Origin of the sequence: Acinetobacter sp. YH12156, from assembly GCF_013418235.1 — a bacterium.
Taxonomy (GTDB): domain Bacteria; phylum Pseudomonadota; class Gammaproteobacteria; order Pseudomonadales; family Moraxellaceae; genus Acinetobacter; species Acinetobacter pseudolwoffii.
Genome location: NZ_VPCL01000005.1, coordinates 83,771 through 106,683, shown reverse-complemented (window position 1 = coordinate 106,683; position 22,913 = coordinate 83,771). Strand labels below are relative to the sequence as shown.

Here is a 22,913-nt window from a genome sequence, read left to right as displayed (position 1 = left end):
TAAGATCCAATGTTGCAGTGGCTGTGTATCGGCTGGATTTTAGGTCTGGCCTGTATGGGGAAAAGTTTTCTGTCTGTTCAACTGAGCAGCACGGTCGTTCTAATCGCGGTATTACTGTGGTATCTGGGTTGCCGTAAATTAAAGCACATTTTCAACACACCATTCAGTAATTTGGCCATGACTGGTTCAAGCCTGTTGTTAGGATTATTTCTAGGCCATGGCTATGCCAATCTGCAACTGTCTGAACGCTTGTCGACGCGTGAACATGAAGTCTCCGAAAAACAGATTGTGGTGCATATCAAAGACCTGAATAAACTTGGTGAGCAGAATATCCAGCAAGCTCTGCATGTGCTCAGCCCTGATGGCAGTACAGTTAAATGGATGGGCTTTTTGCCTGTCCAAGAACCCGTGACTCAATCCAGTTTGATAAATGCGCAGATAAAGCAGCACCTCCTTGAACTTGGACGATATTACTTAATTCAAGGCCAAATCCGACCTCATCATAGTTATGCCACCCCCGGATCTTTTGACGCTGAAAAGTGGGCATTACAGCAAAATATCATGGCCGGTTTCCGAATCAAGAGCATTCAGGAGTTACAACCGCAACAACTTTATGCGCTTGGTCATGGCAAATATTTACGCCAGCAGCAAAATTTAAGCCCGCGAATTTTACTTTGGGTAGAGCGGCAGCGACTGGCATTAAGAGAATTCGTAGCCAGGCAACCCGTACAGCATAAAGGTTTGTTATTGGCCTTATTAAGCGGTGATGAAAGCCTGTTAGATCCGGCGACAGAGCGACAATTCCAGCGTTTTGGTATGAGCCATTTATTAGCCATTTCCGGGCCGCACGTTCTGATCTTTGCCTTGATGGTCTGTGGTACTTTGCAATATCTGATTTCAAGATTTATGCCGCATATTTATCTGAAATGGCCAAGGCAGTATTTTTTGAGCCTGCCTTTTTTACTATGTGTCTTGCTGTACTGCGCCTTTGTGGGCTTTGAAATTCCAGCGCTACGCACTTTATTGATCTGCGTGATTGTGACCTTTACCTTGTTGCTCAGGCAAAATGTGCAAGCTTTAAAATTACTGATTCTGAGTGCTGCCTTATTATTGCTCTTTGATCCTTTCAGTATTTTGTCGGCTGCATTCTGGCTGTCTTATGGGGCCTGTTTTGTTTTGCTGCGAATCTATCAGACCATTCAGCAGCAACCGCGTCAGATAGAACAAACCTTATTACAACGGTTGTATTTTGCGTTGAAAGTGCTGCTGGAATCACAATGGAAAATCTTTCTGGCGCTATTTCCCTTGATGATGCTGTTTTTTAAGCAAATCGCCTGGATTACCCCATTCAGTAACTTGGTCGCGATTCCATGGATTGGGCTGCTAATAGTTCCAGTCGATATTCTGGCGGCTTTGTTGTTTTTTATTTCAGAGCCACTTTCCAGTGTGGTATTTCAATTGAATAATGTTTTCATTCACATGCTGCTGGCATTTCTGGATCTGCTTGATCGGCTGTTTGCTCCACAACTGATTCCGGTGGCGATGAATGTCTGGATGATTGCGCTGTGTATTCTGGCCTTAATGATTGTATTTTTACCGCGTGGCCTATTGCCCAAAAGCTGGACGGCGCTTGCCTGTGTGCCACTGTGTATTCCTCAGCTCAATCAGCATGCATTTCAGCTCTCTATTCTGGATGTGGGGCAGGGACAAGCAATTTTTCTTCGGGATGGAGCACGCAGTATGATGATCGATATGGGTGGCTATTATGATGAAGAAAAATTCAGTATCGGTCGACAGGTGATTCTGCCATTTCTGTCTGTGCAAGGTGTGGGTAAGCTGGATCAACTGATTTTAACCCATCTGGATCAAGATCATAGTGGCGCTTATCACAGTATTAAACATCAATTGAAAATTAAAGAGGTATCGTCCAATCAGATTCCTGAAATAGCGCACTCCTCCCGTTTTCAGTTCTGTCATCAAGGTCAGCAGTGGCAATGGTCTGAAGATATTCAGTTTAAAATTCTGGCACCTCGGCAGCAGCAGTTAAATACAGCCCATTTCAATAAAAATGAACGGTCTTGTGTGGTATATCTGCAAGTTAAAAATGCCGGGCCTTATCAAAATTTTTTACTCATGGGCGATGCGGGTTGGGAGACTGAGTATCAGCTGCTCCAAGATTATCCTGAGCTTAAAGTTGATGTGCTGGTGCTTGGACATCATGGCAGTCAGCACAGCTCAGCCTATCAGTTTTTAGAAGTTTTACAGCCTAAACTGGCAATTGTTTCGGCAGGGAAATTTAACCGTTATGGTCATCCGAGCCAATTGACTCAGCAGCGGCTCAAAGCCCTCAATATTCCGTTACTGAATACGGCAGAGCAGGGTAGTCTGCACTTTCAGCAACAAGACTCAAAACTGGTACTTTCAGCCGAACGACATCAATGGCAATGGTTATATCGTCAGCCTTTAAGTCACTGATTCTAAAGCGGGCGAAGCTTCATGTAATTCCTGAGTTCTTAACGCATTTACTTTGCCTAAAGCCTGTTCATGCTCCAGTGTATAAAGATTGCCCAAGCCCTGATGTGCATTAAAGCGTTTATAGCTCCAGTGATAATGTTCAGGATGGCGGCGGATTAAATCTTCAATACTGTTGATAATAACTTGCGTACCCTGATTGGCATTGCCACTATAAATTTTCTCATCAACTGCCTCGATGAAGATATCAAAACCATCTTCGGTATTCCGCAGGGCATATAGAAACAGGGCGCGGGCTTTGGTCTTTTGAATCAGCTTGGCACTTAAATTACTGGTGGCCAAAGGCACCCCAAAATACGGTATATATTCACCACCGACATTTGGGGTATGGTCTGGCAAGATCACGGTGGTGCCACCTTGTTTTAAGGCCTTAAAAATCTGACGGACGCCAGATTCATCGGTCGGCACCAGATGTGCCTGTTCGCGGCTACGCGCAGCCCGTACAAACTGATCCGCTGCCTGATTTTTTACAGGTTTATACATAATGGTCATGGAAGTAAACTGGGCGACATAGGCATTCATGATTTCCCAGGTACCAAAATGTGGCACGATTAACACCAGGCCTTTATTTTGTGCCAGTGCATCATGCAGTAGATCTTCGCCAATGACGCGATGCACCCGTTTGATATTTTTCTGATTAGTTGAGCCCCAAATGGTAAAAAACTCGAAATATGACATTAATTCATTGCGAACCGCAGCACGGTTAATACGCTCACGTTCGTCATTGGACAGTTCAGAAAGGCTGATCTCGAGATTGAGGCGAATGATTTCCGAAGTTTTGGTGACTTTGAAACTGTTCACAATAAAGGCCAGAAGACGGGCCATCCATCGAGAAACCGGAAGCGGTTGGCGGCTAATGTATTTGAGTAAACCGTAAGCTGAATTCCGTGAGTCCTGTTTGGTCATTGATTTCGTCTAAGTACAATAAAAAGAGAACAAAATTTATTATAGGCGAAAACGTTTTGTTTAGACAGAATTACCCGATTCAGTGTATATAATGGGTTCAATATAAATCAATTTATTGGATTATTTATGTCCGATTGGCCACCAAAACCTGAAAATCAAATACAAAATACGCAACAGCCAGTTCAACCGACTGGTCCGGAATGGAAATTGCTGGAAAAAGCGGTTTTAGCTTCGGTTGAAGAGCAGCGTCGTGCGCGCCGTTGGGGAATTTTCTTTAAATTCCTGACTTTTGCTTATCTGCTTGTGGTGATTTTGGCACTCGGCAAGAGCTGTAGTTCAGTTTCCTCAGATGCCAGCGCTGGCGCAGGTGCTCATATTGCCGTCGTCGATATTATTGGTACGATTGCTGCCGACAAGCAGAGTGTCAACAGTAGCAATACGATTAAATCGCTGAAAAAAGCTTTTGAAAATAAACAGAGTAAAGCCGTAGTGCTGAATGTCAACTCGCCGGGTGGTTCACCGGTACAGTCCGATGAAATCTGGCAAGAAATTCAGTATTTGAAAAAGCAGTATCCCGAGAAAAAACTCTATGCAGTGATCGGTGATACCGGTGCTTCAGGTGCTTATTATATCGCTTCTGCTGCGGATGAGATCATTGTCAATCCATCGAGTTTAGTCGGTTCGATTGGTGTGATCATGCCAAATTATGGCGTGAGTAATTTGCTGCAAAAGCTTGGTGTTGAAGATCGCACCATGACTTCAGGTGACAATAAAGCCTTGCTGTCGATGACTCAACCAGTCGATCCTGCACAAAAAGCCCATGTACAAGGTGTCTTGGATAATGTGCATAGTCACTTTATTAATGCGGTAAAACAGGGGCGTGGTAATAAACTGAAATCAACCGATCCTGCGATTTTCTCTGGTTTGTTCTGGACCGGTGATCAGGCGGTGAAACTAGGAATCGCAGATCGGATTGGAAGTTTAAACACCTTGAAGCGCGAACTTAAAACTGAAAGAGCCTTGAATTATACGATTGAATATAGTCCATTTGAGTCCGTATTGGGTCGCATGGGCTCATCGATTGGTGACGGAATTGCCACTTCAGTTGCGCAGAAACTTCAGTCAGAAAACAGTACGACATTGCAATGAAACCATTGATTCATTTCGCGCACGCCAATGGCGTGCCATCGAAAGTCTATCAAAAGCTGTTTGATGGACTGCAAGATGATTACGATATTATCTATGTGCCGCTCTTAGGGCCTGATAAACGTTATCCAGTGGATAATCATTGGAAAAGCCTGACTCAGCAAGTGATTGACAGTATTGTGCGTCAGTCAAAAGGTCGACCGGTGATTGGTTTGGGACATTCTCTAGGATCAGTATTAACTTTCCAGGCTACCTTACAGCGTCCCGAACTGTTTTCGCAGATGATCATGCTGGACCCGCCGATGATTATGGGTAAAGAAGCCTTTGCCTTGCATCTTGCGAAAACTTTGCGCTTAAAAGCTTTGGACAGAATGTCTCCGGCAGGTCTGTCCAAGCGCCGTCGTGATCATTGGGATTCACGTGAACAGGCAGCAGCGTTGTTGCGTCCTAAAGGTTTTTATCAAGACTTTGATGCCGATTGCTTCCAGGCCTATATTGAGCATGCCTTGCAAGATGATCCGATTCGGGGCGGAGTAGAACTCACCATCCCTAAAAAGGATGAAGTGGCCGTGTTTAGAACCAATCCCTCACTGTGGTGGTTGCCTCAGGCGAAACCGAAAGTTCCGGTACATTTGGTCGTGGCTGAGCAAGGTCCATTTCTGGCCCGCAAGTTCCCGCAGCAGGTCGAAAAGAAATTTGGTATTCCTTTTACCGTGGTAGAGGGAGGACATATGTTTCCCTTGGAACAACCCGATCAGGTAGCGGACTTGGTAAAGCAATTGATTCAGCAACAATCTGTTTGAATCATTAAAAAGAGAATATAAAAAACGCATCCGAGGATGCGTTTTTTATATTTAAATGATGTTAAAACTTGCAGAATTGAACAGGTTCTTGCATTTTCTCGTTTCGATATAGCACACCGTCTTCAGTGTATTGAATCGCACCGCTGCAAATCCATTCTACGACTTGAGGATAGATTACATGTTCAAGGCTATGCACACGCATTGCCAAACTGTCTACCGTATCGTGGTGAGAAACCTTGAGCACACCTTGAGCAAGCGCTTGGCCTGCGTCAAGTTCAGCCGTGACATAATGCACCGTACAGCCGTGCAGAACATCACCGGTATTGAGTACACGCTGATGGGTATGCATGCCTTTGTAATAAGGCAATAGAGAAGGGTGAATGTTCAACATTTTCCCCTCCCAGGCTTTTACAAATTTTTCACTTAAAATTCGCATAAAGCCGGCAAGTACCACCAGATCCGCATCCCAGTCCAGCAGTTGCTGATGCATCACATCATCAAACGCTTCTCGGTTTGGATATTGCCTGTGTTCAATAACTGCAGTTTGAATTCCTGCTTGTTGCGCACGCGTTAAAGCAAAGGCTTCAGGTTTATTGGAAATCACGCCGACAATTTGCCCTGAAAGATTGGCATCAATCAAGGCTTGTAGATTTGATCCGCTACCTGAAACAAGTACAGCAATTTTAATCATGCGAAATTATGCGAAGATCACACGAATTTTTTCGTCTGCACCTGCAACCGATTCAGCATTGTCTTGAATCTGACCCATTGTCCATGCTTTCTCACCAAGACCGTTGAGTAATTCAACAGTTTTGTCAGCTTCATTTGCATCAACCACAAGCACCATGCCGACGCCACAGTTAAAGGTACGATACATTTCAAACTGCTCTACACCGCCTTCACGTTGTAGAAGTTTGAATAGCTCAGGCCATTCCCAAGAAGATTCATTCACAAGCGCTTGAGCACCATTTGGAAGGACGCGAGGTAAGTTACCTGGCAAACCGCCACCGGTGATGTGCGCCATTGCGTGTACATCGACATGTTTAAGCAATTCGAGAATCGATTTGACATAAATACGGGTTGGTTCCATTGCAACATCTGCAAGTGGGCGACCATCAACGATTTGAGTTAAATCAACATTTTTCACGTCTAGAATTTTACGAAGCAGTGAGTAACCGTTTGAGTGCGCACCTGAAGAAGCAACACCAACTAAAACGTCACCGGCTTTGACTTTAGAGCCATCAATAATTTTGCTTTGCTCAACGACACCGACACAGAAACCTGCAAGATCGTAATCTTCGCCTTCATACATGCCTGGCATTTCAGCAGTTTCACCGCCGACCAGTGCACAGCCAGCAAGCTCACAACCAGTACCGATACCAGTGACAACATTTGCAGCAACATCCACATTCAAATGACCAGTTGCATAATAGTCGAGGAAGAACAGTGGTTCAGCACCACACACGAGAAGGTCGTTAACACACATTGCCACCAGGTCTTGACCAATTGTGTCATGACGGTTCAAATTCAATGCTAAACGTAATTTTGTACCCACACCATCTGTGCCAGATACGAGAACAGGTTCTTCATAACCTTTAGGAATTTTACAAAGTGCACCAAAGCCACCTAGACCGCCCATAACTTCGGGACGTGAGGTACGCTTAGCGACAGATTTGATACGATCGACTAACGCGTCGCCCGCTTCAATGTCGACACCTGCATCTTTGTAGCTTAAACCAGTATTTGGGGTAGAAGTTGAGTTGCTCATAATGAAGTCTCCGCATTCGCGATGGCGATTATAACCTGAATATATAAAACTCTTATGGTATTTCTGATCTAAAATGCTATCTTTATTGAAATATTTTAATTTTTAGAATGATTAATAGAGAAAAGGCGAAACTTTATGGTAGATCGCACATTGCGTCGCGTGTTTATCCTAGCTGGGATAGCTTTATTGTTATGGACTTTATACTTATTAAAACCCGTTGTAATTCCATTTGTTGCAGCACTTTTAGTGGCTTATCTATTTAGCCCGCTGGTGGATAAATTGCATGATGTGGGTCTGCCGCGTTGGCTTTCTATTAGTATTGTTTTTATCGGAATCGGAATTGTACTGACCTTGGCCATCTGGTATTTAGTGCCACTGATCTGGCAACAGTTGATGTATGCACGTGACAATATACCCGCGATCATTGGATGGATTAATTCGACCTTTTTACCATGGTTGTCCAATACCTTTAATGTCGTTGAAATGGAAATTGATACCAATCAGATTTCTGATGTGGTCATGAATTATGTACAAACCAATTATAGCGCAGACAGTATTCAGGCATTCTTGTTACGCCTTGCTCAATCCGGAATTAATTTTCTCCAGATTGGCGGTACGATTGTCTTAATTCCCATCATTGCCTTCTATTTCCTGCTGGATTGGGATCGTATGCTGGGGAGCTTGCGCCGCCTGATTCCGCGTCCTTATGAAAAAAGTACACTAAAAATTGTAGGCGAATGTCATAGCGTGCTGGGTGCTTTTGTTAAAGGGCAGTTTCTGGTCATGATCTTGCTGGGAATTGTCTATGCGGTGGGCTTGCAACTGATTGGTCTTGAGGTTGGATTGATTATTGGTATGGTGGCAGGTCTGGCCAGTATTATTCCTTATCTGGGCTTTGCAGTCGGTATTATTGCAGCGGTGATTGCGACCTTATTGCAATTTGGGATTGACTGGTGGCAACTGGTATTGGTCGGCATTGTGTTTATGGTCGGACAGGCAGTTGAAGGTTATATTCTGCAACCATTCTTGCTGGGCGATAAAATTGGTCTTTCTCCTGTTGCCGTAGTATTTGCCGTATTGGCAGGTGCACAGCTGGCAGGCTTCCTGGGAATGCTGATTGCATTACCGGTGGCAGCCGTGATTGTGGTACTACTGCGGCATGTACGCGAGTACTATGAACACACAACATTTTATGGAGATCGGGCCATTGTGATGCAAGATGCCTCTACCGGTTCAATCAATATCGAAACAGCAGACTTAGATGTTGATATTGAAATGAAAAAGCCAGAGAAAAAACCGCTGCAAGCAGAGGAGAACTCAAGTAAAATTCATGACCCCCATGGTAAAGACTCATAAGGCCAAAAAATCATATGCGTCAATTGCAGTTAGATATAGAACCTCAGCTTGATGCCCGAATCAGTGATTTTTCAGGGCCAGGTTGGGGGCATGTGATTGATGCAGTGCGTCAATTGCATGCAGGCTTAATCAGCCGTTTTTATGTCTATGGTGGGGCGGGAACAGGCAAAAGTCATTTATTGTCAGCCATCTGTGACTCTTATCTTGAAGTAGGGAAATCTGCGATTCAGGTATCTTTACTTGAGCTTCTAGATGCCCCGACCGAGGCAATTACCTCGCTGGATCGTTTTGATCTGGTGGCACTTGATGATATCGAAGCGATTAGTGGCGTACCCCATTGGCAACGCGCCGTCTTTCACTTGATTAATTATAATAATGAAGGTGGTGGACAGTTGGTGTTTTCGTCACGTTTTGCACCTATCGAACTCAAACTTGAATTGCCAGATTTACAATCCCGTCTTACGCAGGCGGTCAGTACCCGTGTTCCGAGTGGCAGTTTGTATGCTGATCGCTATGCGCTGGTTTCCTCGGTACTCGATCGTCGTGGGATCCATTTAGACCCTCAAATCTTTGACTATTTACTAAGCCATGGACCACATCAAACTTCAGTGCTGCTTCAAAGATTAGAGCAGATTATTCAATTACTTAAAGGAGAAAAGCTGAAAGTCAGCAATGCCAATCTGCGGCAGATATATGCCTTGATTGACGAATATCGGTAAATCATAAAAATTCTTGAGTAATTACTCAGTCTATGCCACAGTAAGGCAAAATAATTCGCTGTTGCAAGGATTCTGCAACTTTAGAAGAAAAAGAAAGAAATAAAAACTAAGGAGAAGGTTATGCTCAAGAAGAGCATAGGCATAGCTTTGCTATGTATAGCGGGGCAGTCGTATAGTGCAGATATTATTGTAACCACTACAGAAGATATTGAAAAAGATGACAAGGAATGTTCACTTCGAGAAGCTGTTGAGTATGTTAACCGTGGCTTAGCCAAAGAAGGTTTTATGGGATGTGGTGGAGAAAATTCATCCAGTACCATTATTTTAAAAGAAAAAAATACCTATGTGTTGAACCAGCATATCGCGATTAAAAAATCTCTTACCATCCGTTCGGTCGCAGAAAATGATGGCGAATTCAGTACGGATGAAAAAGCATTAGGCTTGCATAATGCCCATATTCAAATGAAAGGTACCGATAATCTTTTCCGGATCAACAGTACAGATACACTGGTTCAGTTAAATTTGAAAGAACTGGATCTCGAAGGCTGTGGTAAAACCAGTTGTGCTGAACAAGGTGGTCTAATTTATAATAAAGGTCAGCTAATTCTAGAATATAACCGTCTATTTAATGCTGCTGCCAACTTGGGTGGGGCAATTTATAATGCTGGCAAGTTTGGTCAGAACTTAACAAGCCGTGCAGAAATTAAAAATAGTCTGGTCGAAAATAACAAAGCCCAACGAGGCGCGATCCTGTATAGCGAGCTACCTGATTTCCTTATTTTGCAAAGTGTACTTAAAAATAATCAGACACTGGATAATTCAGCGACCAATATTTTTAGTGCAGGACAGTTTGCTGACTCCAGTAAAGATCAAGGTATTAGTGGGGAGGTATTAAGTAGTACGATATTAAAAAATAAGGGTGTACTTATTAATGTCATGGACGGGATGGGATTGAATAATCTCACCATAGTTGACAATGAAAATACTGCTTTGCGTATCCATGCCCCGTATGGCAGAGCTTATGTGGCAAATAGCATTATTTTAAGAAATGGTGCACGGGATTGCCAAATTATCACTGGTGACAAGACTTTGTCGCAAAATAATCTGCTGACAGCCTCCTGTGGTGTGGGGGATACAGTCGCACCAAATCAGTTCTGGAGTGGTACACGACTTTTTGCTGAATCCTCAGATAAAAGTGAAGGTGCTTGTCAGACCCTAGAAGAAAATAATAATGCCATACTTTGTCCATACAGCGTTCCTAAAGGACAACTTCTCGGTTATATGCGCCCACGAATTTTGTTGAACTATATCCTTGTAAATGAATCGCCAATTGTGAATAGAGGCACAGGATTGAATCTGGCAAATCCAACGGTAGCATGTGAAGCGGCAGATCAGCGCGGGATCAACCGTTTGATGGATAACCTGTTTTGTGATCGAGGTGCTATTGAAATCACGATCCCAACTTCGGGTAGTCTGGTGGGACAAGACCTGTTAAAGGGTGAAAATGCTAAGTTTTCAATTGAATCTTATCTGGGAGATAGTGATTTAATCCCAAAAGAACAGTGTAATGCCATTGTTGGTCAGAATCCGACGGGTGAGCCTTGGCAAGATGGTTGTTTGAAAGTAGTACAAACCAAAACAGCTTCCAAAGGTAAAACAGTCATCGATATTCATGGCAATGTGGTGTATACCCCAGATTCGACTTGGCATGGGGCAGATATCTTCGAGCTGCAAGTGGTAACCACATCCACGCGATTTAATAAAAGTAAACCTTATCTGACCATTACCACTCAAATCGTGCAGGAGCCAAAAAATGAAATGGAAGACAAATCAGTCAAAACTTCAGGTGGTGCATGGGGCTTTGGTGGGCTACTGATTTTAATTGGGTTAATGGGTTTGCGCCGTGAATTAAAAGATTAAGGAAAAATCATGAAAAATTATAAAAAAGGACTGCTTGCGGCCATGATTTTATCTGCCATGAGTTTGATGGCAGCCGAAGATAAAACCATCTATGTCACCACTTTGGTGGATGAAGACGGAGAGAACAGTAATGCCTGCTCTTTGCGAGAAGCGATTAAAACTGCAAAATTAGATAAATCCTATGGCGGATGTAACGTCGGCCGTACGCTTCGGCTGGATGGTTCAGCCCCAGACGTGATTCAGCTTGAAGCGGGTGAATACAAATTAGACAGCGAACTTGTCATTGAGTCCGCGCTCAAAATTTATGGAAAAACGCCCTTTAGTTATACCAGTCGTAGTCCGATTACGAATTTATACCCAACCCGTGATGCTTTAAAAACCACGATTTCAGGTCAGGGAAAAACCCGTCTCTTTAACAGTATGGCCAGTCAATCCAGTCTGGAAGTCTATCATCTCATCTTAAAAGATGGTTATGCGGCAAAAAATACACAGGATAAGGGCAATGGCGGTACCTTTTATGTCGCGGGCCCCTTAAGCATTAATAGCAGTGAAATCGTAAATTCCCGGGCAGATGCAGAAGGGGGTGCTATTTATACGGTGGCGATGAATACCGAAAGGAGTGTGATCATCCAGGATTCGCTGCTTCACCAAAATAAGGCAAGTTCATATGGTAGTGTGCTGGCTATGGATTGCCAGGGGAATTTAGGGACGACTCAAACCAATGTAAAAGTTAGTTCTAGTAGTATTGTTAAAAATGGGTCAGAAAATACGGCCAGCATTCTTGATTTTTGTGGTTATGCAACCGTAGAGTTGAATAATTCTACCATTGCCAAAAATACTGCGAGTCAGACAGGGCATATTTTGCGTATGACCAATCAAGCCAATCGCCCTCTCAGTGCCTTTTCCAGTTTAACTGCCTTAAGTAATACTATTGTTGAGAATGCAGCTCAATCTACTTTATTTTATGACAAAACAGGTTCTAAATATTTCTATTTTAATGTTTTAGCATTTAATCAGGGCTTATCTTGTGAATATGTCTTAAATCAGGGGAATCCGACTAAGGAGCAAAGCGTCGTATTTACTACTGTTAAAAATGCCATACAAACCACTGGACTATCACGTTGTGTATTGCCAGAGTTAGATGCGGATGAAACTTCAAACAATCTTGACGTTTCTAACAGCACGATAAACAACTTATTAACAGCTTATATTGAGCCTGCAATTGATAACCGTTTTCTAGGCATGTATTACCCACGTGATAATGGAACAGCTACAGATTTGGTAGATGTGGGGGTAAGTGGCTGTGCTGAACAGGATCAACGTGGCATTGATCGGGTGGTGGGATCTACTCTTACCTTAAATCCAGATGCAAAAAATAGCTGTGAAATCGGTTCAATCGAAATCCGACGTCTGACCGCAGCAGATATCACAGATCTGAAAAATAGCAGCTTGGTCGATTTGAATAATTTTTATCAGGACAATATAACTGACATCAAAAGTATTATTGCAAATAAGAATACGCCAGCAGAGGAAATACCTGGTTTAAAGGAAGAGTTAAAAGAATACGAAGATTTACTTAAATATACCAAGCAATATCAGCAATACCGTGCAATTTATGTCAATCCCTTTGTGCTGGTCATGCCTCAGGAAACCTTGATGGGCAATACGGTTCAAATCAAAGTCTTGAATGCACAAAATTATGATATTAGTGTTAAGTCTTTAGGAGTAGGTGAGTTAATTGGTACCGGTAGTTCGACCAGTGTGAAGGGTGATCCGAATGATCCCAATCTTAAGTGTGAATGGAAGCCTGATCTCAACCGGATTATGATGTATCGTATCGATGGGAAAATGACCAAGGCAACAGATATGGAATTCTGTAGCTATACTCTCAAAGATAAGGCCACGGGGATCAGCAGTGCTGGAATTTTAAAAGCAGCTTTTAACAATATTGCACCGATTGCCAAGAGTGATGAATATTGGATTAGCCCAGAGAATAATCTGACAGTGACTGTGAATCCACTTGAAAATGATAGTGATGATGGTGATGGGCCTCTACCTTCAGGAAAGTCGGCTTTTTATCAGGATAAAGAGGGAAAAGAGATTCCAATTCGTATTGTGAAGATTCCTGCCGGAGTTTCTCTTAATGCAGAGCGACAAGGCCCTTGTCCTGATACTTATCAGCGCGAGACCTGCTATGGTGGAAAACTGACATTTAGTGTGAGAAATAACTTAAGCCAGGCAGATTACAGCATGCAGTATACGATTTTTGATGCAGATGAAAAAATGTCTGAAACAGCAACGATCCTGCTACGAAATACGGTAAAAAATACCAATACGTCATCAAGTGGCGGTGGCTCATTCGGAATTTGGGGACTATTCGGATTATTGGGGCTGGTCGCTTATCGCCGTCTAAGAAAATAAAACCTAATTGGAAAATTCAAAAGCCTCCATTTGGAAGAATGCTGATCAGTTAAGGAGTTTAGAAATAGACGCTTTAACTTTTTAGTGGTTCACGATGGAGTCTTAAGGTTTTAAATCAAATATTTGTCATATCATTTGTGACTTTGGTTTTGCTCAAATGAGAAGCGGAGTTTCACAAGGAAGGCATCTTGCGGAGCAATACACCTCATGCATCCAACAGTTGCGGATGACTTTTCCACCTGGCAAATATGATCATGAATTTAAAAAAGAAAATGCCAGTCAATTGCTTAACTGACTGGCATTATCCATTTGGAGGCTTTTTATATGAGTCGCTTAATGCGAGCTAGAGGGTGGTTGAGTCGTTTGCTGGTATTTGAGAATGTACTCTTCCCGAATGGCGAGTCGTTCTTCAGGTTTGGCGTTTTGCATGCGTAAGCCAAGTTCTCGACGTTCCTGACTGCTCATCATTTGCCAAGTCTCACGCATTCTTTGTTTTTCAACCTCAGGAAGCTGGGTAAACCAGTCCATACGCTGCTGTAAGCTGACGCTCTGCTGTTCTGGAATTTCCTTGAGGGACTGATAGCGTTTAATAAGTGCCAACTGTTCGGAATCAGAAAGACTATCCCAGGTATCGGAAACCTGAGTATTCGCATCTTTAGAAAAGATCCAAAAACGTTCAAATCCTGCAAAACTGGTTTGCAGAAAACTGAATGCACAAAAAGCAATTGCCAATCTTTTAGCTGCCATGTGGAACTTTGTCCTCACCTAGAACCATTAGCATTTCTAAATCTTCAAGCATTTGTGGGGACAGTTTCGGTACTGACACCATTTGGGTTTGCGGCTCATTGTGGCTAGAAATATTGGGTAATACCACAACACCTGCAATTGCTGCTGCCAAGGCAAAACCTGACATTTTTAAAAATGCAAAACGTGAATGTTTAGAATCCTGAATTTCTTCAAGAACATGGTGCATGACAACAGGTTTGTGTTTATGTTGTTGTGCCAGTCCATCGAGTTTGGAAGTTACTTGTTTTAAGAAATCATCTTGATTCATTCGGATGACCCTCCCAGATATGGATTTAAATGTGCCAAAGAGGCACGTAAGCCTTGGATAGCACGGTGATAATGAGTTTTTACACTGCCTTCTGAGCAGTCCATAATTTGTGCGGTGGTATGCGTATCAAATCCTTCCCAAGCTCTCAGCATAAATGCCTGCTGCTGACGTACAGGTAGTTTGGCAATGGCTTCCTGGATTTCTTCAGCTGTCACTGCCTGATCCAGAAAGTCCAAAGGCGTCGGTGTAGCTTCGTCCACGATATCCTCAAGTTCAATTTCGTCATCATCCAGACTGACTTTCTTAAAAAATGAAAACATCTGACCACGCCGTGCTTCTTTACGACGCCAATCCTGTAATTTGTTGTTCAGAATTGTATAAAATAGGGGATACCATTCTTCAGTACTTTTTTCCGCATAGGATTTATGTAAGGAAATGAAAGCTTCCTGAACCAGATCCATGGCAATACCATGATAACCTTGAGTTGCACTTTCCATCATCACCAAGGCGCGTCCAGTCACATCTTGCATAAAATTCTTCAGACGTGCTTCAGCCGTACTCTTCAGAATACTTACATCATGTGATTGCAACTGTTTTGGTGCTAAATCCATAGAGATGGAAAATCCTGTCATTGGACACCCACCATGATTCTCAAGTTCATAATCATATAACGTTGGGAATCATGGTTTGGTTGACAATTAAGTTTATTATTTTTGTAGTGTAATCTATTTTATAAACGGGCAGGGCCGAATTAAAACACTGTAACCTAAATCCCTAATTAGATACGTTGACGTACCATTTCAAAGAAACAGATCGATCCTGCAATCGCAACATTTAAGGATTCCTGACCACCCGGCTGCGGAATACTGACAGCTTCTGCGTGTTGCATTGCATAATCAGAAACGCCTTGACCTTCATTGCCCAAGATCCATACGCAAGGTTTACCTAAATCTTTTGAGTACAGACTTTCGGCACGATGTGAGCTGGTGACGTATACAGGAATTTGAAATTGCTCAAGAATTTGTTCAAGTGCAATATTTTCAAAAGTTTGCAGCGTGAAGTGTGCGCCCATACCGGCACGTAATACTCGTGGTGACCAGAGTGAGGCAGAACCTTTGGTGCAGACAATCTGTTCAATACCGGCTGCTGCTGCAGAGCGAAGCAGGGTACCGACATTACCCGGATCCTGTACATTTTCCAGAATTAAAGTGTCGGCTTTAAAATCCAGTGCATAATTTGCTGTCGGTAAAGTGACCACAGCTAAACAGGCTAAAGATGTTCCTAAGGTACTTAAATCTTTGTATAAAGATTCGCTTAAAACAAAGACCATCCCTGTGTATTTTGCGAGAATTTTCTCGAAATCAGGATGCGAAAGTGCATGTTCAGTGGTAAAAATCGAATCAATTTTACGGTTTTCATGCAGCCAGGCGAGAGACAGATGCGTGCCTTCCAGCACAGTTTGCCCCTGTTTTTTACGATAGGTGTTTTGTTCAATCAAACCACGTAAGTGTTTAATTTTTGGATTGTCTTTTGAATCAAGAAAAAAAGTTGGCATGGGAGATATAATCCACGGTAGCCGATTCAATATCGGCTACCGCTATAAAAAATTAGTTATGATAGTTGGTCACAAGATCAACTTCGTTTTTAGAACCGATAATCACTGGCACACGTTGATGTAGATCAGTTGGTTCGATCTCCAGAATACGGACATGGCCTGTGGTGGATGCGCCGCCAGCCTGCTCCATGAGCATACTCATTGGGTTGGCTTCATACATTAAACGCAGACGACCAGCTTTAGCCGGATCTTTAAAGTCGTATGGATACATGAATATACCGCTACGACAAAGAATACGGTGAATATCGCCCACCATACAGGCAACCCAGCGCATATTGAAATCTTTTTCACGAGGACCGGTTTTGCCTGCCAATAATTCATCGATATAACGTTGTACTGGTGCTTCCCAGTGGCGTTGATTCGAGGCATTGATCGCATATTCTTTGGTATCTGCAGCGACTTGAATCGCTTCAGAAGTTAGCAGGAATTCTTGAGTTTCCGGGTCAAAGGTAAAGAACACTACGCCTGCACCGACAGTCAATGCCATCATGGTCGATGGACCATACAGTACATAACCTGCAGCCACTTGATTGACACCGGCTTGCATAAAGTCTTCGGCCTGAGTCACGGCATTTTTCGCAGGAAGAATCGAGAAAATCGTACCCACACACATATTGATGTCGATATTACTTGAACCATCGAGTGGGTCGAACAAGACCAGAAATTGACCATTTTCTTGTGCAGGGGTGAATTCATCCAGTTCTTCTGAGGCCAAACCACCGACATTCGGGTGTTGCTGTAAAGCATCAATCAGATAATCATTGGAAATGACATCCAGTTTCTTTTGCTCTTCGCCTTGAACATTTTCATGCTGTGCACTTCCCAATACACCCGCTAAAGCACCTTTTTGCAGCAACAGATCGATGTCCTTGCAAGTGCTTGCAATCGTTTCAATAACTTGTGCAAGTTCAGGTGTGAGATTCCCGCTTTGTTGCTGTAAAAACTGGGATAAGGTGCAGTATGACATAAGGGAAAACTCCAAGACTTAAATCGGGAAAAAATGATCAAAACGATATGCGGCTATATTTTAGATGAGAACGTACTAAAAGAAAAATTAAACTGGATTATTTGTATCGATTTTGCCCTTGCAACTCCTGTGGAAAGTGCTATGTTGAAGGCAAGGGAAAATTGAGAATAGGAGCACAGATATGACAACATTAAAGTTTGATGCGACTCCAACGCCAAGTGAAGGCATTACTTTAGATGATATCTCTGAAGACAAGATGAAAGAAGCCTGGCGGGATTATGAAGCAAAACCAGAGTACAAACAATTCAATAAACACGACCTGATTGAATCGATGCAAGCAGTTGAACCAGGCCAGACCGTAGAATAAACAGATTTGTTCATTCAACCCAATAAAAAGCACTCAATCATGAGTGCTTTTTATTTGATACGCCAGCATTGAAAATTATTTCAACAATGGTGGTACCGCTTCATAATTAATTTCAACACGGCGGTTTTCTTTCCAGGCATTTTCATCATGACCTGGATTGATTGGCATTTCCTTACCATAGCTGACGGCTTCTAATTGAGCAGCATTTACACCAGTAGTCACCAGGAAGCTTTCAACAGCTTTGGCACGACGCTCACCAAGCGCCATGTTGTATTCACGGGTACCACGTTCATCGGTGTGACCGGTGAGTGCGACACGTGAGTTGGCATTGGCCATCAGGAACTGTGCATGTGCTTGTAGGGTACGAAGATCTTCATTGCTGAGTTCAGTACTGTCATAGTCAAAATGTACGACACGTTTTGCCAAGAAAGCCTTGTTTTCCGCAGTGACACCCTTTGCCGATGCACCCGCCATGTTTTGTGCATTTAATGCAGCATCTTCACTCAGACCTTGCGTATCCACTGTGGTTGAGCTGGTTGTATCTAAACCGCCGGTTTGAACTTCAGCGGCAGGCTTACGACTCGCACAACCTGTCATGACGACAGCTGCTGCTAAAAGTGGTAAGGCAAATAATTTTACTTTGTTCATCTTCATCTCCATGAAGTTTGATTATGAGGTAAAAGGTTTATACAGATACCAATGTTATTTTGGTGCCCAAGCCGGTTCACGGACTTCGCCCGTTTCACTTGGCAAGTTCATACGGAAACGACCATCTAGTGACATGATCGACAGAAGTCCGCGCGCGCCTTCACGTGTGGCATACACCACCATCTGGCCATTTGGCGAGAAACTTGGTGATTCGTCTAGAGTTGTTGGCGTCAGAATATTATTTACACCAGAGTTCATGTCTTGAACGGCAACCCGATAGTTACTGCCGCTTGGACGATGAACCAATGCAAGTTTCTTGCCATCTGCGCTCAGCGTACCACGTGCATTAAATGCACCACGGAAGGTCAGACGTTTATTGCTACTTGAAGCGAGATCATGGCGATAAATCTGTGGAGATCCACCACGATCAGAAGTAAAGATAAAGGATTTTCCATCTGGAGCATAACGTGCTTCGGTATCGATCGCACTGTCATTGGTCATACGTTGTAATTGACGTGTTTCCAGATTCATCTGATAGATTTCCGGATTGCCATGCATAGATGCAGTAAACAGCATGCTCTTGCCATCTGGAGAGAAACTTGGTGCGCCATTTAAGCCACGGAAACTGGCCAGTTTTTCGCGTTGTCCTGTGGCCAGATCCTGTACATAAATTGCCGGACGTTTGGTTTCAAACGAGACATAAGCAATTTTTTTGGCATCCGGTGTCCAGGCTGGAGAAAGAATCGGATCACGCGAAGTCAAAATGGTTTTTGGCTGTTCGCCATCGGTATCAGCAATTTGCAAGGTATAACGTTGTTCTGGTGTTGCTGGATTACGCAGTACATAAGCAATACGTCCAGTAAAATCACCTGGAATGCCAGTTAATGCCTGATAGATGGCATCACTGATCATATGCGCTGCCTGACGGGTACGTGAGGCTGGAACAGTTAGTAATTCATTTAATAGATATTGTTTTTTTTCGATATCGTATAACTGATACTGGATTTCAAAAGAACCATCCGCTGTGGTTTTTGATGAACCGGTCACGACATAGGGAACGCCAGCGGATGCCCAAGCTTCTGCATTCGGGTTATTTAATGTGGCAGTCGCAGGCAGGTTTTTTGAAGCACTGGTAAATCTGCCTGAACGATTCAAGTCATTTTCAACAATAGGATAGATGCTCTGATCCTGACCGAATGGCACAATGGCGATTTTAGGTGCTGCCTCAGGTGCCTTGGTAATTTCCAGATGCAACTGGGCATAGGACTGAGTTGCCAATACAGGACTTAAAGCGCCAATGATTGCGAGGCAGAGTAGGTGTTTGCGAGTCTTTTCCATCATTCGTTATTTACTCAAATCAACGGATTTATTGTATAGGTAGCTTGGGCTACATCATCGCATGGATTTAATAGAATAAAACCAGGATTTTATGACCAAACTGTTATGACACTGTGAAAAATGAATATTATTTAATCATATTAAAGTGAAGTTTAGCTGAAAAAATCAAAGCCATCACCTCAATAATGTGTGATGGCTTGGTTTTTATTGTGCGGTAAAGGTTGATGTAAAACTTCGTGCTTCTCGGCGTGCATCTGGATCTGAAGGCATCGGATAAGGCGCAGCAGCCCGCACCGCAGCTTCTACGCTGGCTTTCATGTCTGCATCACTTGAGTTCACGATGACAGAAACCACACCCCCATTATCATTCAAGGTTACTCGTGCATTTGCAGTTTTACCGGATGAACCTACTGGGGTATCCCAAGCGCGTTTAATTTTATTGGTAAAATCGCGTTTTGCAGTAGACGCAATCCGTTTTGATTCCGCTTTTTTCTGAGCAGCTTCTTCAGCGGCCTGTTTGGCTGCTGAAGCCTTGGCATCTGCCTCAGCTTTGGCTTTTGCATCGGCATCTGCCTTACGTTTTGCATCCGCGTCTGCTTTTGCCTTTGCAGCAGCATCGTTTTTGGCTTTTGCATCGGCATCCGCCTTACGTTTTGCATCCGCCTCAGCTTTTGCTTTAGCTGTCGCCTCAGCTTTGGCCTTTGCAGCAGCATCGTTTTTGGCTTTTGCATCGGCATCCGCCTTACGTTTTGCATCCGCCTCAGCTTTTGCTTTAGCTGTCGCCTCAGCTTTGGCTTTTGCATCCGCATCAGCTTTACGTTTCGCCTCCGCATCTGCCTTACGTTTTGCATCCGCGTCAGTTTTTGCTTTAGCTGCCGCCTCAGCTTTCGCCTTTGCAGCAGCATCTGCCTTGGCTTTCGCAGCGGCATCGGCTTTTTGTTTGGCGGCCAAATCCGCTTTTTTCTGAGCATCTAATTTGGCTTTCTGTGCAGCGTCCGCTTTACGCTGTGCATCGATTTCAGCCTTACGAGCAGCTTCGGCATCTGCCTTGGATTTTTGTGCTGCCTCCGCTTTTGCTCTGGCTGCTGCCTGTTTCGCCTGTTCGGCAGCTTCGGCACGTTTCGCTGCTTCAGCAGCTTGTTGTACAGCCTTGGCTTGCGCTACCTCTTTGAGTTCCTGCTGGGCTTTTTGTGTATCCACTTTCGGTGCAGGCGGAGCAGCAGGTGTGGCAGGCGCCGCTGTCGGAATGACTGGCGCAGGCTCAGGACTAGGTTCAGCTGTTTGAGTAATTTCTTCTGCGACATTTTCATGTGCAGTTTCCTCAAACGGCGTTTCTTCTCGGGTGACCGGTTTGAGGTCCTCAGGTTTGATCAGGACCGTTTTAATCTGCTTCGGCGGTTCAGGTGGTTTACTCATGCCAAGATAAAGTAAACCCACCAAAGCCACGGCATGGATTCCTAAGGTGAATCCAATCGCGATGGCTTTTTTCTGAAATGGTGGTTTTTTATAATCTTTCATACATTATTCTAATGGCTGGGTCAGTAAACCGACCTGAGATAAACCGGCATCCTGCAGGCTGGACATTAAGGCCATGACATCGCCATAAGGACGGGTATTGTGGCCATTGATCACGACATTCAGCACTTTATTGTCATTTTGTGCCTGTGTTTGCGCTTCAACAAGGGCAGCAGTCAATTCATCCAGCGTAACTGGGCCAGTGGCCTGATTTTTATGTTCTAAATAATAGGAACCATCTTCTTTCAGGGTGACAATGGTCGGTGCATCTTTAGATTCAATCGGTAGCCCATTGGCCTGAGGTAGGTCGACCTTTATGCCACTGGTGATCATGGGTGCGGTGACCATAAAGATCACCAGAAGCACCAGCATCACATCAATATAAGGTACGACATTCATGTCACTTTTCAGTGGCTTTTTAATACGCTGAAAGCGTCCTGAACCTTGAATCGCCATTAGTCTTTGTCCTGAGTTATGCCCACGGACTGACGTTGTAGCAGTGCCACCATTTCTTCGGCAAACAGGGCACGATCAGAGTAAACGGTTTCACCTTTGGCCGTGAAATGGTTAAAGGCCAACACCGCTGGAATAGCTGCGAACAGGCCAATGGCAGTTGCAATCAGGGCTTCAGCAATACCAGGTGCAACCGTCGCCAGCGTCACCTGATCGACATCTGCCAGGCCAATAAAAGCGTTCATGATGCCCCAGACGGTACCGAACAGACCAACATAAGGTGCAACCGAACCAATACTGGCCAAAGCACCGAGTCCTTGCTCCAGATGACCTTGATCACGGCTCAGGCCGACACGCAGAATACGCTCTGTTCCTTCAATGGACTGGGCAGTCGGTGCATGGCGTTTTTTCAGTTTCAGGAACTCACCCAGACCCTGATAGAAAATATCTTCAAGGCCAGTGCGTTTAGAATTGAGCTGGGCATTGTTATACAGGGTATTCAGTTCAGCGCCAGACCAGAAGGTTTTCTGGAAATGTTCATCATCGGCCTGGGCTTTTTTATAACTCATATAGAGTCTGGCAATCAGATACCAGCTATATATTGAGGCTAACAGAAGAGAAAGCATCACCAGTTGTACGACAGGGCTTGCTTGTAAAATAAGATCTGAAACTTGAAGAGATGATTCTAACTGAGTCGCCATAGTTGTTACGTGTGCCAATAAATTTTTTAGTCTTGTTCCAATTCTTTTTGAATTAGTTCGCGTATTTCATCCGGGAGTCGACGTGGTCGCATCTCTGCACTGATACATGCCAACTCAACCTCACCCGATGCAAGCATGATTTCACCACGATAAATATTTTGTTGCAATACAAATGATGAAGCTTTACATGAAATCACACGTGCAGTAACAGTAATTAAATCATCCATCAGGATGGGGCGCATATATTTGACATTAATTTTGTGTACCACAAAATTATATTCTGCCTGTTGCCAGTAATGACTGACTCCGGCAGCACGCAGCCATTCGGTACGGGTACGTTCCATATAGCGAATGTGGTTAGCATGGTAGACAATACCACCTAGATCAGTATCTTCAATATATACGCGGATATTGAATTCAAAATGATTCGCCATAGTTTTGTTCCATGCAGATGTTCGAAATTTTTGCTTGTTTTTTGGAGAGAGGAAAATCCTTGAATTTGCCGGATTCCTGTCCAAAGTCAAGCAATTTAGCGGGACAAAGTTTAGCATTTTGAGTTTTGAGACCAATGGCACAAGATGTCAAATCTGGCTAGAAATAGTCAAGAGGAAGCGCAGAGCACCTGATAGCTCATTTATAAAACAGCAGAAGATGATGAAATGCGCGAGCTCATCAACTCGCGCA

General features: G+C 43.7%; 22 protein-coding genes. 8 read left to right on the top strand and 14 right to left on the bottom strand.

The window, feature by feature from the left end; translation table 11 throughout:
- The first annotated feature begins 9 nt into the window (after positions 1-9).
- The gene (locus tag FTU87_RS06940) at positions 10-2,475 is read left to right on the top strand and encodes a DNA internalization-related competence protein ComEC/Rec2 (RefSeq protein WP_180096882.1); all 2,466 of its coding nucleotides are present in this window, start codon (positions 10-12) and stop codon (positions 2,473-2,475) included.
- Here the strand turns inward: FTU87_RS06940 and FTU87_RS06935 are convergent.
- Complete coding sequence (locus FTU87_RS06935) at positions 2,464-3,438, bottom strand: lysophospholipid acyltransferase family protein (RefSeq protein ID WP_180096881.1); 975 nt, start codon at positions 3,436-3,438, stop codon at positions 2,464-2,466. The two genes, FTU87_RS06940 and FTU87_RS06935, sit on opposite strands and share 12 nt — an antisense overlap.
- Before the next feature lie 126 nt (positions 3,439-3,564).
- Here FTU87_RS06935 and sppA point away from each other — a divergent pair, with 126 nt between their 5' ends.
- The gene (gene sppA, locus FTU87_RS06930) at positions 3,565-4,587 is read left to right on the top strand and encodes a signal peptide peptidase SppA (protein ID WP_005097629.1); all 1,023 of its coding nucleotides are present in this window, start codon (positions 3,565-3,567) and stop codon (positions 4,585-4,587) included.
- The gene (locus tag FTU87_RS06925; RefSeq protein ID WP_005170030.1) at positions 4,584-5,387 is read left to right on the top strand and encodes an alpha/beta fold hydrolase; all 804 of its coding nucleotides are present in this window, start codon (positions 4,584-4,586) and stop codon (positions 5,385-5,387) included. The genes sppA and FTU87_RS06925 overlap by 4 nt, the downstream gene beginning before the upstream one ends.
- A gap of 61 nt (positions 5,388-5,448) precedes the next feature.
- Here the strand turns inward: FTU87_RS06925 and purN are convergent, their stop codons facing one another.
- The gene (purN, locus tag FTU87_RS06920) at positions 5,449-6,078 is read right to left on the bottom strand and encodes a phosphoribosylglycinamide formyltransferase (RefSeq protein ID WP_074383364.1); all 630 of its coding nucleotides are present in this window, start codon (positions 6,076-6,078) and stop codon (positions 5,449-5,451) included.
- Between the two features lie 6 nt (positions 6,079-6,084).
- Entirely contained in the window at positions 6,085-7,155 is a 1,071-nt protein-coding gene (gene purM, locus FTU87_RS06915; RefSeq protein ID WP_005097626.1) for a phosphoribosylformylglycinamidine cyclo-ligase, read from the bottom strand.
- A 135-nt stretch (positions 7,156-7,290) separates the two neighbouring features.
- On the opposite strand from purM, the gene cxpE reads away from it, so the two are divergent.
- From cxpE to FTU87_RS06895, 4 genes are all read left to right on the top strand, one after another.
- The gene (cxpE, locus tag FTU87_RS06910) at positions 7,291-8,511 is read left to right on the top strand and encodes a chloramphenicol efflux transporter CxpE (protein ID WP_074383363.1); all 1,221 of its coding nucleotides are present in this window, start codon (positions 7,291-7,293) and stop codon (positions 8,509-8,511) included.
- A 14-nt stretch (positions 8,512-8,525) separates the two neighbouring features.
- The gene (hda, locus tag FTU87_RS06905; protein ID WP_005097624.1) at positions 8,526-9,230 is read left to right on the top strand and encodes a DnaA regulatory inactivator Hda; all 705 of its coding nucleotides are present in this window, start codon (positions 8,526-8,528) and stop codon (positions 9,228-9,230) included.
- 120 nt (positions 9,231-9,350) lie between these two features.
- Positions 9,351-11,150: a rhombotarget A gene (gene rbtA / locus FTU87_RS06900; RefSeq protein ID WP_180096880.1), complete on the top strand. Its 1,800-nt coding sequence runs from the start codon at positions 9,351-9,353 to the stop codon at positions 11,148-11,150.
- Between the two features lie 9 nt (positions 11,151-11,159).
- Positions 11,160-13,571 carry a CSLREA domain-containing protein gene (locus tag FTU87_RS06895; RefSeq protein WP_180096879.1) on the top strand — a complete coding sequence of 804 codons (2,412 nt, stop codon included), beginning with the start codon at positions 11,160-11,162 and terminating at the stop codon, positions 13,569-13,571.
- Positions 13,572-13,904: 333 nt separating this feature from the next.
- On the opposite strand, the gene FTU87_RS06890 is transcribed toward FTU87_RS06895, so the two are convergent.
- The 5 genes from FTU87_RS06890 to FTU87_RS06870 form a co-directional block, all read right to left on the bottom strand.
- Positions 13,905-14,318, bottom strand: coding sequence for a DUF3106 domain-containing protein (locus tag FTU87_RS06890; RefSeq protein ID WP_005097618.1), 414 nt, complete (start codon positions 14,316-14,318; stop codon positions 13,905-13,907).
- Complete coding sequence (locus FTU87_RS06885; protein ID WP_005097616.1) at positions 14,308-14,625, bottom strand: hypothetical protein; 318 nt, start codon at positions 14,623-14,625, stop codon at positions 14,308-14,310. The genes FTU87_RS06890 and FTU87_RS06885 overlap by 11 nt, the downstream gene beginning before the upstream one ends.
- Positions 14,622-15,236, bottom strand: coding sequence for an RNA polymerase sigma factor (locus tag FTU87_RS06880; protein WP_180096878.1), 615 nt, complete (start codon positions 15,234-15,236; stop codon positions 14,622-14,624). The genes FTU87_RS06885 and FTU87_RS06880 overlap by 4 nt, the downstream gene beginning before the upstream one ends.
- 167 nt (positions 15,237-15,403) lie before the next feature.
- Positions 15,404-16,180: an RNA methyltransferase gene (locus tag FTU87_RS06875; RefSeq protein ID WP_005097613.1), complete on the bottom strand. Its 777-nt coding sequence runs from the start codon at positions 16,178-16,180 to the stop codon at positions 15,404-15,406.
- A gap of 52 nt (positions 16,181-16,232) precedes the next feature.
- On the bottom strand, positions 16,233-17,207 hold the full coding sequence (locus FTU87_RS06870) for a class 1 fructose-bisphosphatase (protein ID WP_180096877.1): 975 nt from the start codon (positions 17,205-17,207) through the stop codon (positions 16,233-16,235).
- A 181-nt stretch (positions 17,208-17,388) separates the two neighbouring features.
- Between FTU87_RS06870 and FTU87_RS06865 the strand changes: the two genes are divergently transcribed.
- Positions 17,389-17,574 (top strand): NF038105 family protein, encoded by a 186-nt coding sequence (locus FTU87_RS06865; RefSeq protein ID WP_005097610.1) that lies wholly within the window; start codon positions 17,389-17,391, stop codon positions 17,572-17,574.
- A 75-nt stretch (positions 17,575-17,649) separates the two neighbouring features.
- On the opposite strand, the gene pal is transcribed toward FTU87_RS06865, so the two are convergent.
- From pal to ybgC, 6 genes are all read right to left on the bottom strand, one after another.
- Positions 17,650-18,222, bottom strand: coding sequence for a peptidoglycan-associated lipoprotein Pal (gene pal / locus FTU87_RS06860; RefSeq protein ID WP_005097609.1), 573 nt, complete (start codon positions 18,220-18,222; stop codon positions 17,650-17,652).
- A gap of 54 nt (positions 18,223-18,276) precedes the next feature.
- Entirely contained in the window at positions 18,277-19,560 is a 1,284-nt protein-coding gene (gene tolB, locus FTU87_RS06855; protein WP_180096905.1) for a Tol-Pal system beta propeller repeat protein TolB, read from the bottom strand.
- Between the two features lie 204 nt (positions 19,561-19,764).
- Positions 19,765-21,078 carry a cell envelope integrity protein TolA gene (gene tolA, locus FTU87_RS06850; RefSeq protein WP_159516074.1) on the bottom strand — a complete coding sequence of 438 codons (1,314 nt, stop codon included), beginning with the start codon at positions 21,076-21,078 and terminating at the stop codon, positions 19,765-19,767.
- Positions 21,079-21,081: 3 nt separating this feature from the next.
- Positions 21,082-21,531 carry a protein TolR gene (tolR, locus tag FTU87_RS06845; RefSeq protein ID WP_005170046.1) on the bottom strand — a complete coding sequence of 150 codons (450 nt, stop codon included), beginning with the start codon at positions 21,529-21,531 and terminating at the stop codon, positions 21,082-21,084.
- Positions 21,531-22,229 carry a protein TolQ gene (gene tolQ, locus FTU87_RS06840; protein ID WP_180096876.1) on the bottom strand — a complete coding sequence of 233 codons (699 nt, stop codon included), beginning with the start codon at positions 22,227-22,229 and terminating at the stop codon, positions 21,531-21,533. Before tolQ ends, tolR begins: the two co-directional genes overlap by 1 nt.
- Before the next feature lie 26 nt (positions 22,230-22,255).
- The gene (gene ybgC / locus FTU87_RS06835) at positions 22,256-22,663 is read right to left on the bottom strand and encodes a tol-pal system-associated acyl-CoA thioesterase (protein WP_004731733.1); all 408 of its coding nucleotides are present in this window, start codon (positions 22,661-22,663) and stop codon (positions 22,256-22,258) included.
- Positions 22,664-22,913: the final 250 nt, after the last annotated feature.

Excerpts from the sequence above, each read along its gene's own strand:
- FTU87_RS06895 (WP_180096879.1), top strand. The coding sequence starts at position 11,160 with ATGAAAAATTATAAAAAAGGACTGCTTGCGGCCATGATTTTATCTGCC.
- FTU87_RS06865 (WP_005097610.1), top strand. The coding sequence starts at position 17,389 with ATGACAACATTAAAGTTTGATGCGACTCCAACGCCAAGTGAAGGCATT.
- FTU87_RS06870 (WP_180096877.1), bottom strand. The coding sequence starts at position 17,207 with ATGTCATACTGCACCTTATCCCAGTTTTTACAGCAACAAAGCGGGAAT.
- tolQ (WP_180096876.1), bottom strand. The coding sequence starts at position 22,229 with ATGGCGACTCAGTTAGAATCATCTCTTCAAGTTTCAGATCTTATTTTA.
- tolA (WP_159516074.1), bottom strand. The coding sequence starts at position 21,078 with ATGAAAGATTATAAAAAACCACCATTTCAGAAAAAAGCCATCGCGATT.
- FTU87_RS06885 (WP_005097616.1), bottom strand. The coding sequence starts at position 14,625 with ATGAATCAAGATGATTTCTTAAAACAAGTAACTTCCAAACTCGATGGA.
- hda (WP_005097624.1), top strand. The coding sequence starts at position 8,526 with ATGCGTCAATTGCAGTTAGATATAGAACCTCAGCTTGATGCCCGAATC.
- FTU87_RS06935 (WP_180096881.1), bottom strand. The coding sequence starts at position 3,438 with ATGACCAAACAGGACTCACGGAATTCAGCTTACGGTTTACTCAAATAC.
- FTU87_RS06890 (WP_005097618.1), bottom strand. The coding sequence starts at position 14,318 with ATGGCAGCTAAAAGATTGGCAATTGCTTTTTGTGCATTCAGTTTTCTG.
- FTU87_RS06940 (WP_180096882.1), top strand. The coding sequence starts at position 10 with ATGTTGCAGTGGCTGTGTATCGGCTGGATTTTAGGTCTGGCCTGTATG.
- ybgC (WP_004731733.1), bottom strand. The coding sequence starts at position 22,663 with ATGGCGAATCATTTTGAATTCAATATCCGCGTATATATTGAAGATACT.
- sppA (WP_005097629.1), top strand. The coding sequence starts at position 3,565 with ATGTCCGATTGGCCACCAAAACCTGAAAATCAAATACAAAATACGCAA.
- FTU87_RS06875 (WP_005097613.1), bottom strand. The coding sequence starts at position 16,180 with ATGCCAACTTTTTTTCTTGATTCAAAAGACAATCCAAAAATTAAACAC.
- tolR (WP_005170046.1), bottom strand. The coding sequence starts at position 21,531 with ATGGCGATTCAAGGTTCAGGACGCTTTCAGCGTATTAAAAAGCCACTG.
- cxpE (WP_074383363.1), top strand. The coding sequence starts at position 7,291 with ATGGTAGATCGCACATTGCGTCGCGTGTTTATCCTAGCTGGGATAGCT.
- rbtA (WP_180096880.1), top strand. The coding sequence starts at position 9,351 with ATGCTCAAGAAGAGCATAGGCATAGCTTTGCTATGTATAGCGGGGCAG.
- purM (WP_005097626.1), bottom strand. The coding sequence starts at position 7,155 with ATGAGCAACTCAACTTCTACCCCAAATACTGGTTTAAGCTACAAAGAT.
- FTU87_RS06925 (WP_005170030.1), top strand. The coding sequence starts at position 4,584 with ATGAAACCATTGATTCATTTCGCGCACGCCAATGGCGTGCCATCGAAA.
- tolB (WP_180096905.1), bottom strand. The coding sequence starts at position 19,560 with ATGGAAAAGACTCGCAAACACCTACTCTGCCTCGCAATCATTGGCGCT.
- purN (WP_074383364.1), bottom strand. The coding sequence starts at position 6,078 with ATGATTAAAATTGCTGTACTTGTTTCAGGTAGCGGATCAAATCTACAA.
- FTU87_RS06880 (WP_180096878.1), bottom strand. The coding sequence starts at position 15,236 with ATGGATTTAGCACCAAAACAGTTGCAATCACATGATGTAAGTATTCTG.
- pal (WP_005097609.1), bottom strand. The coding sequence starts at position 18,222 with ATGAACAAAGTAAAATTATTTGCCTTACCACTTTTAGCAGCAGCTGTC.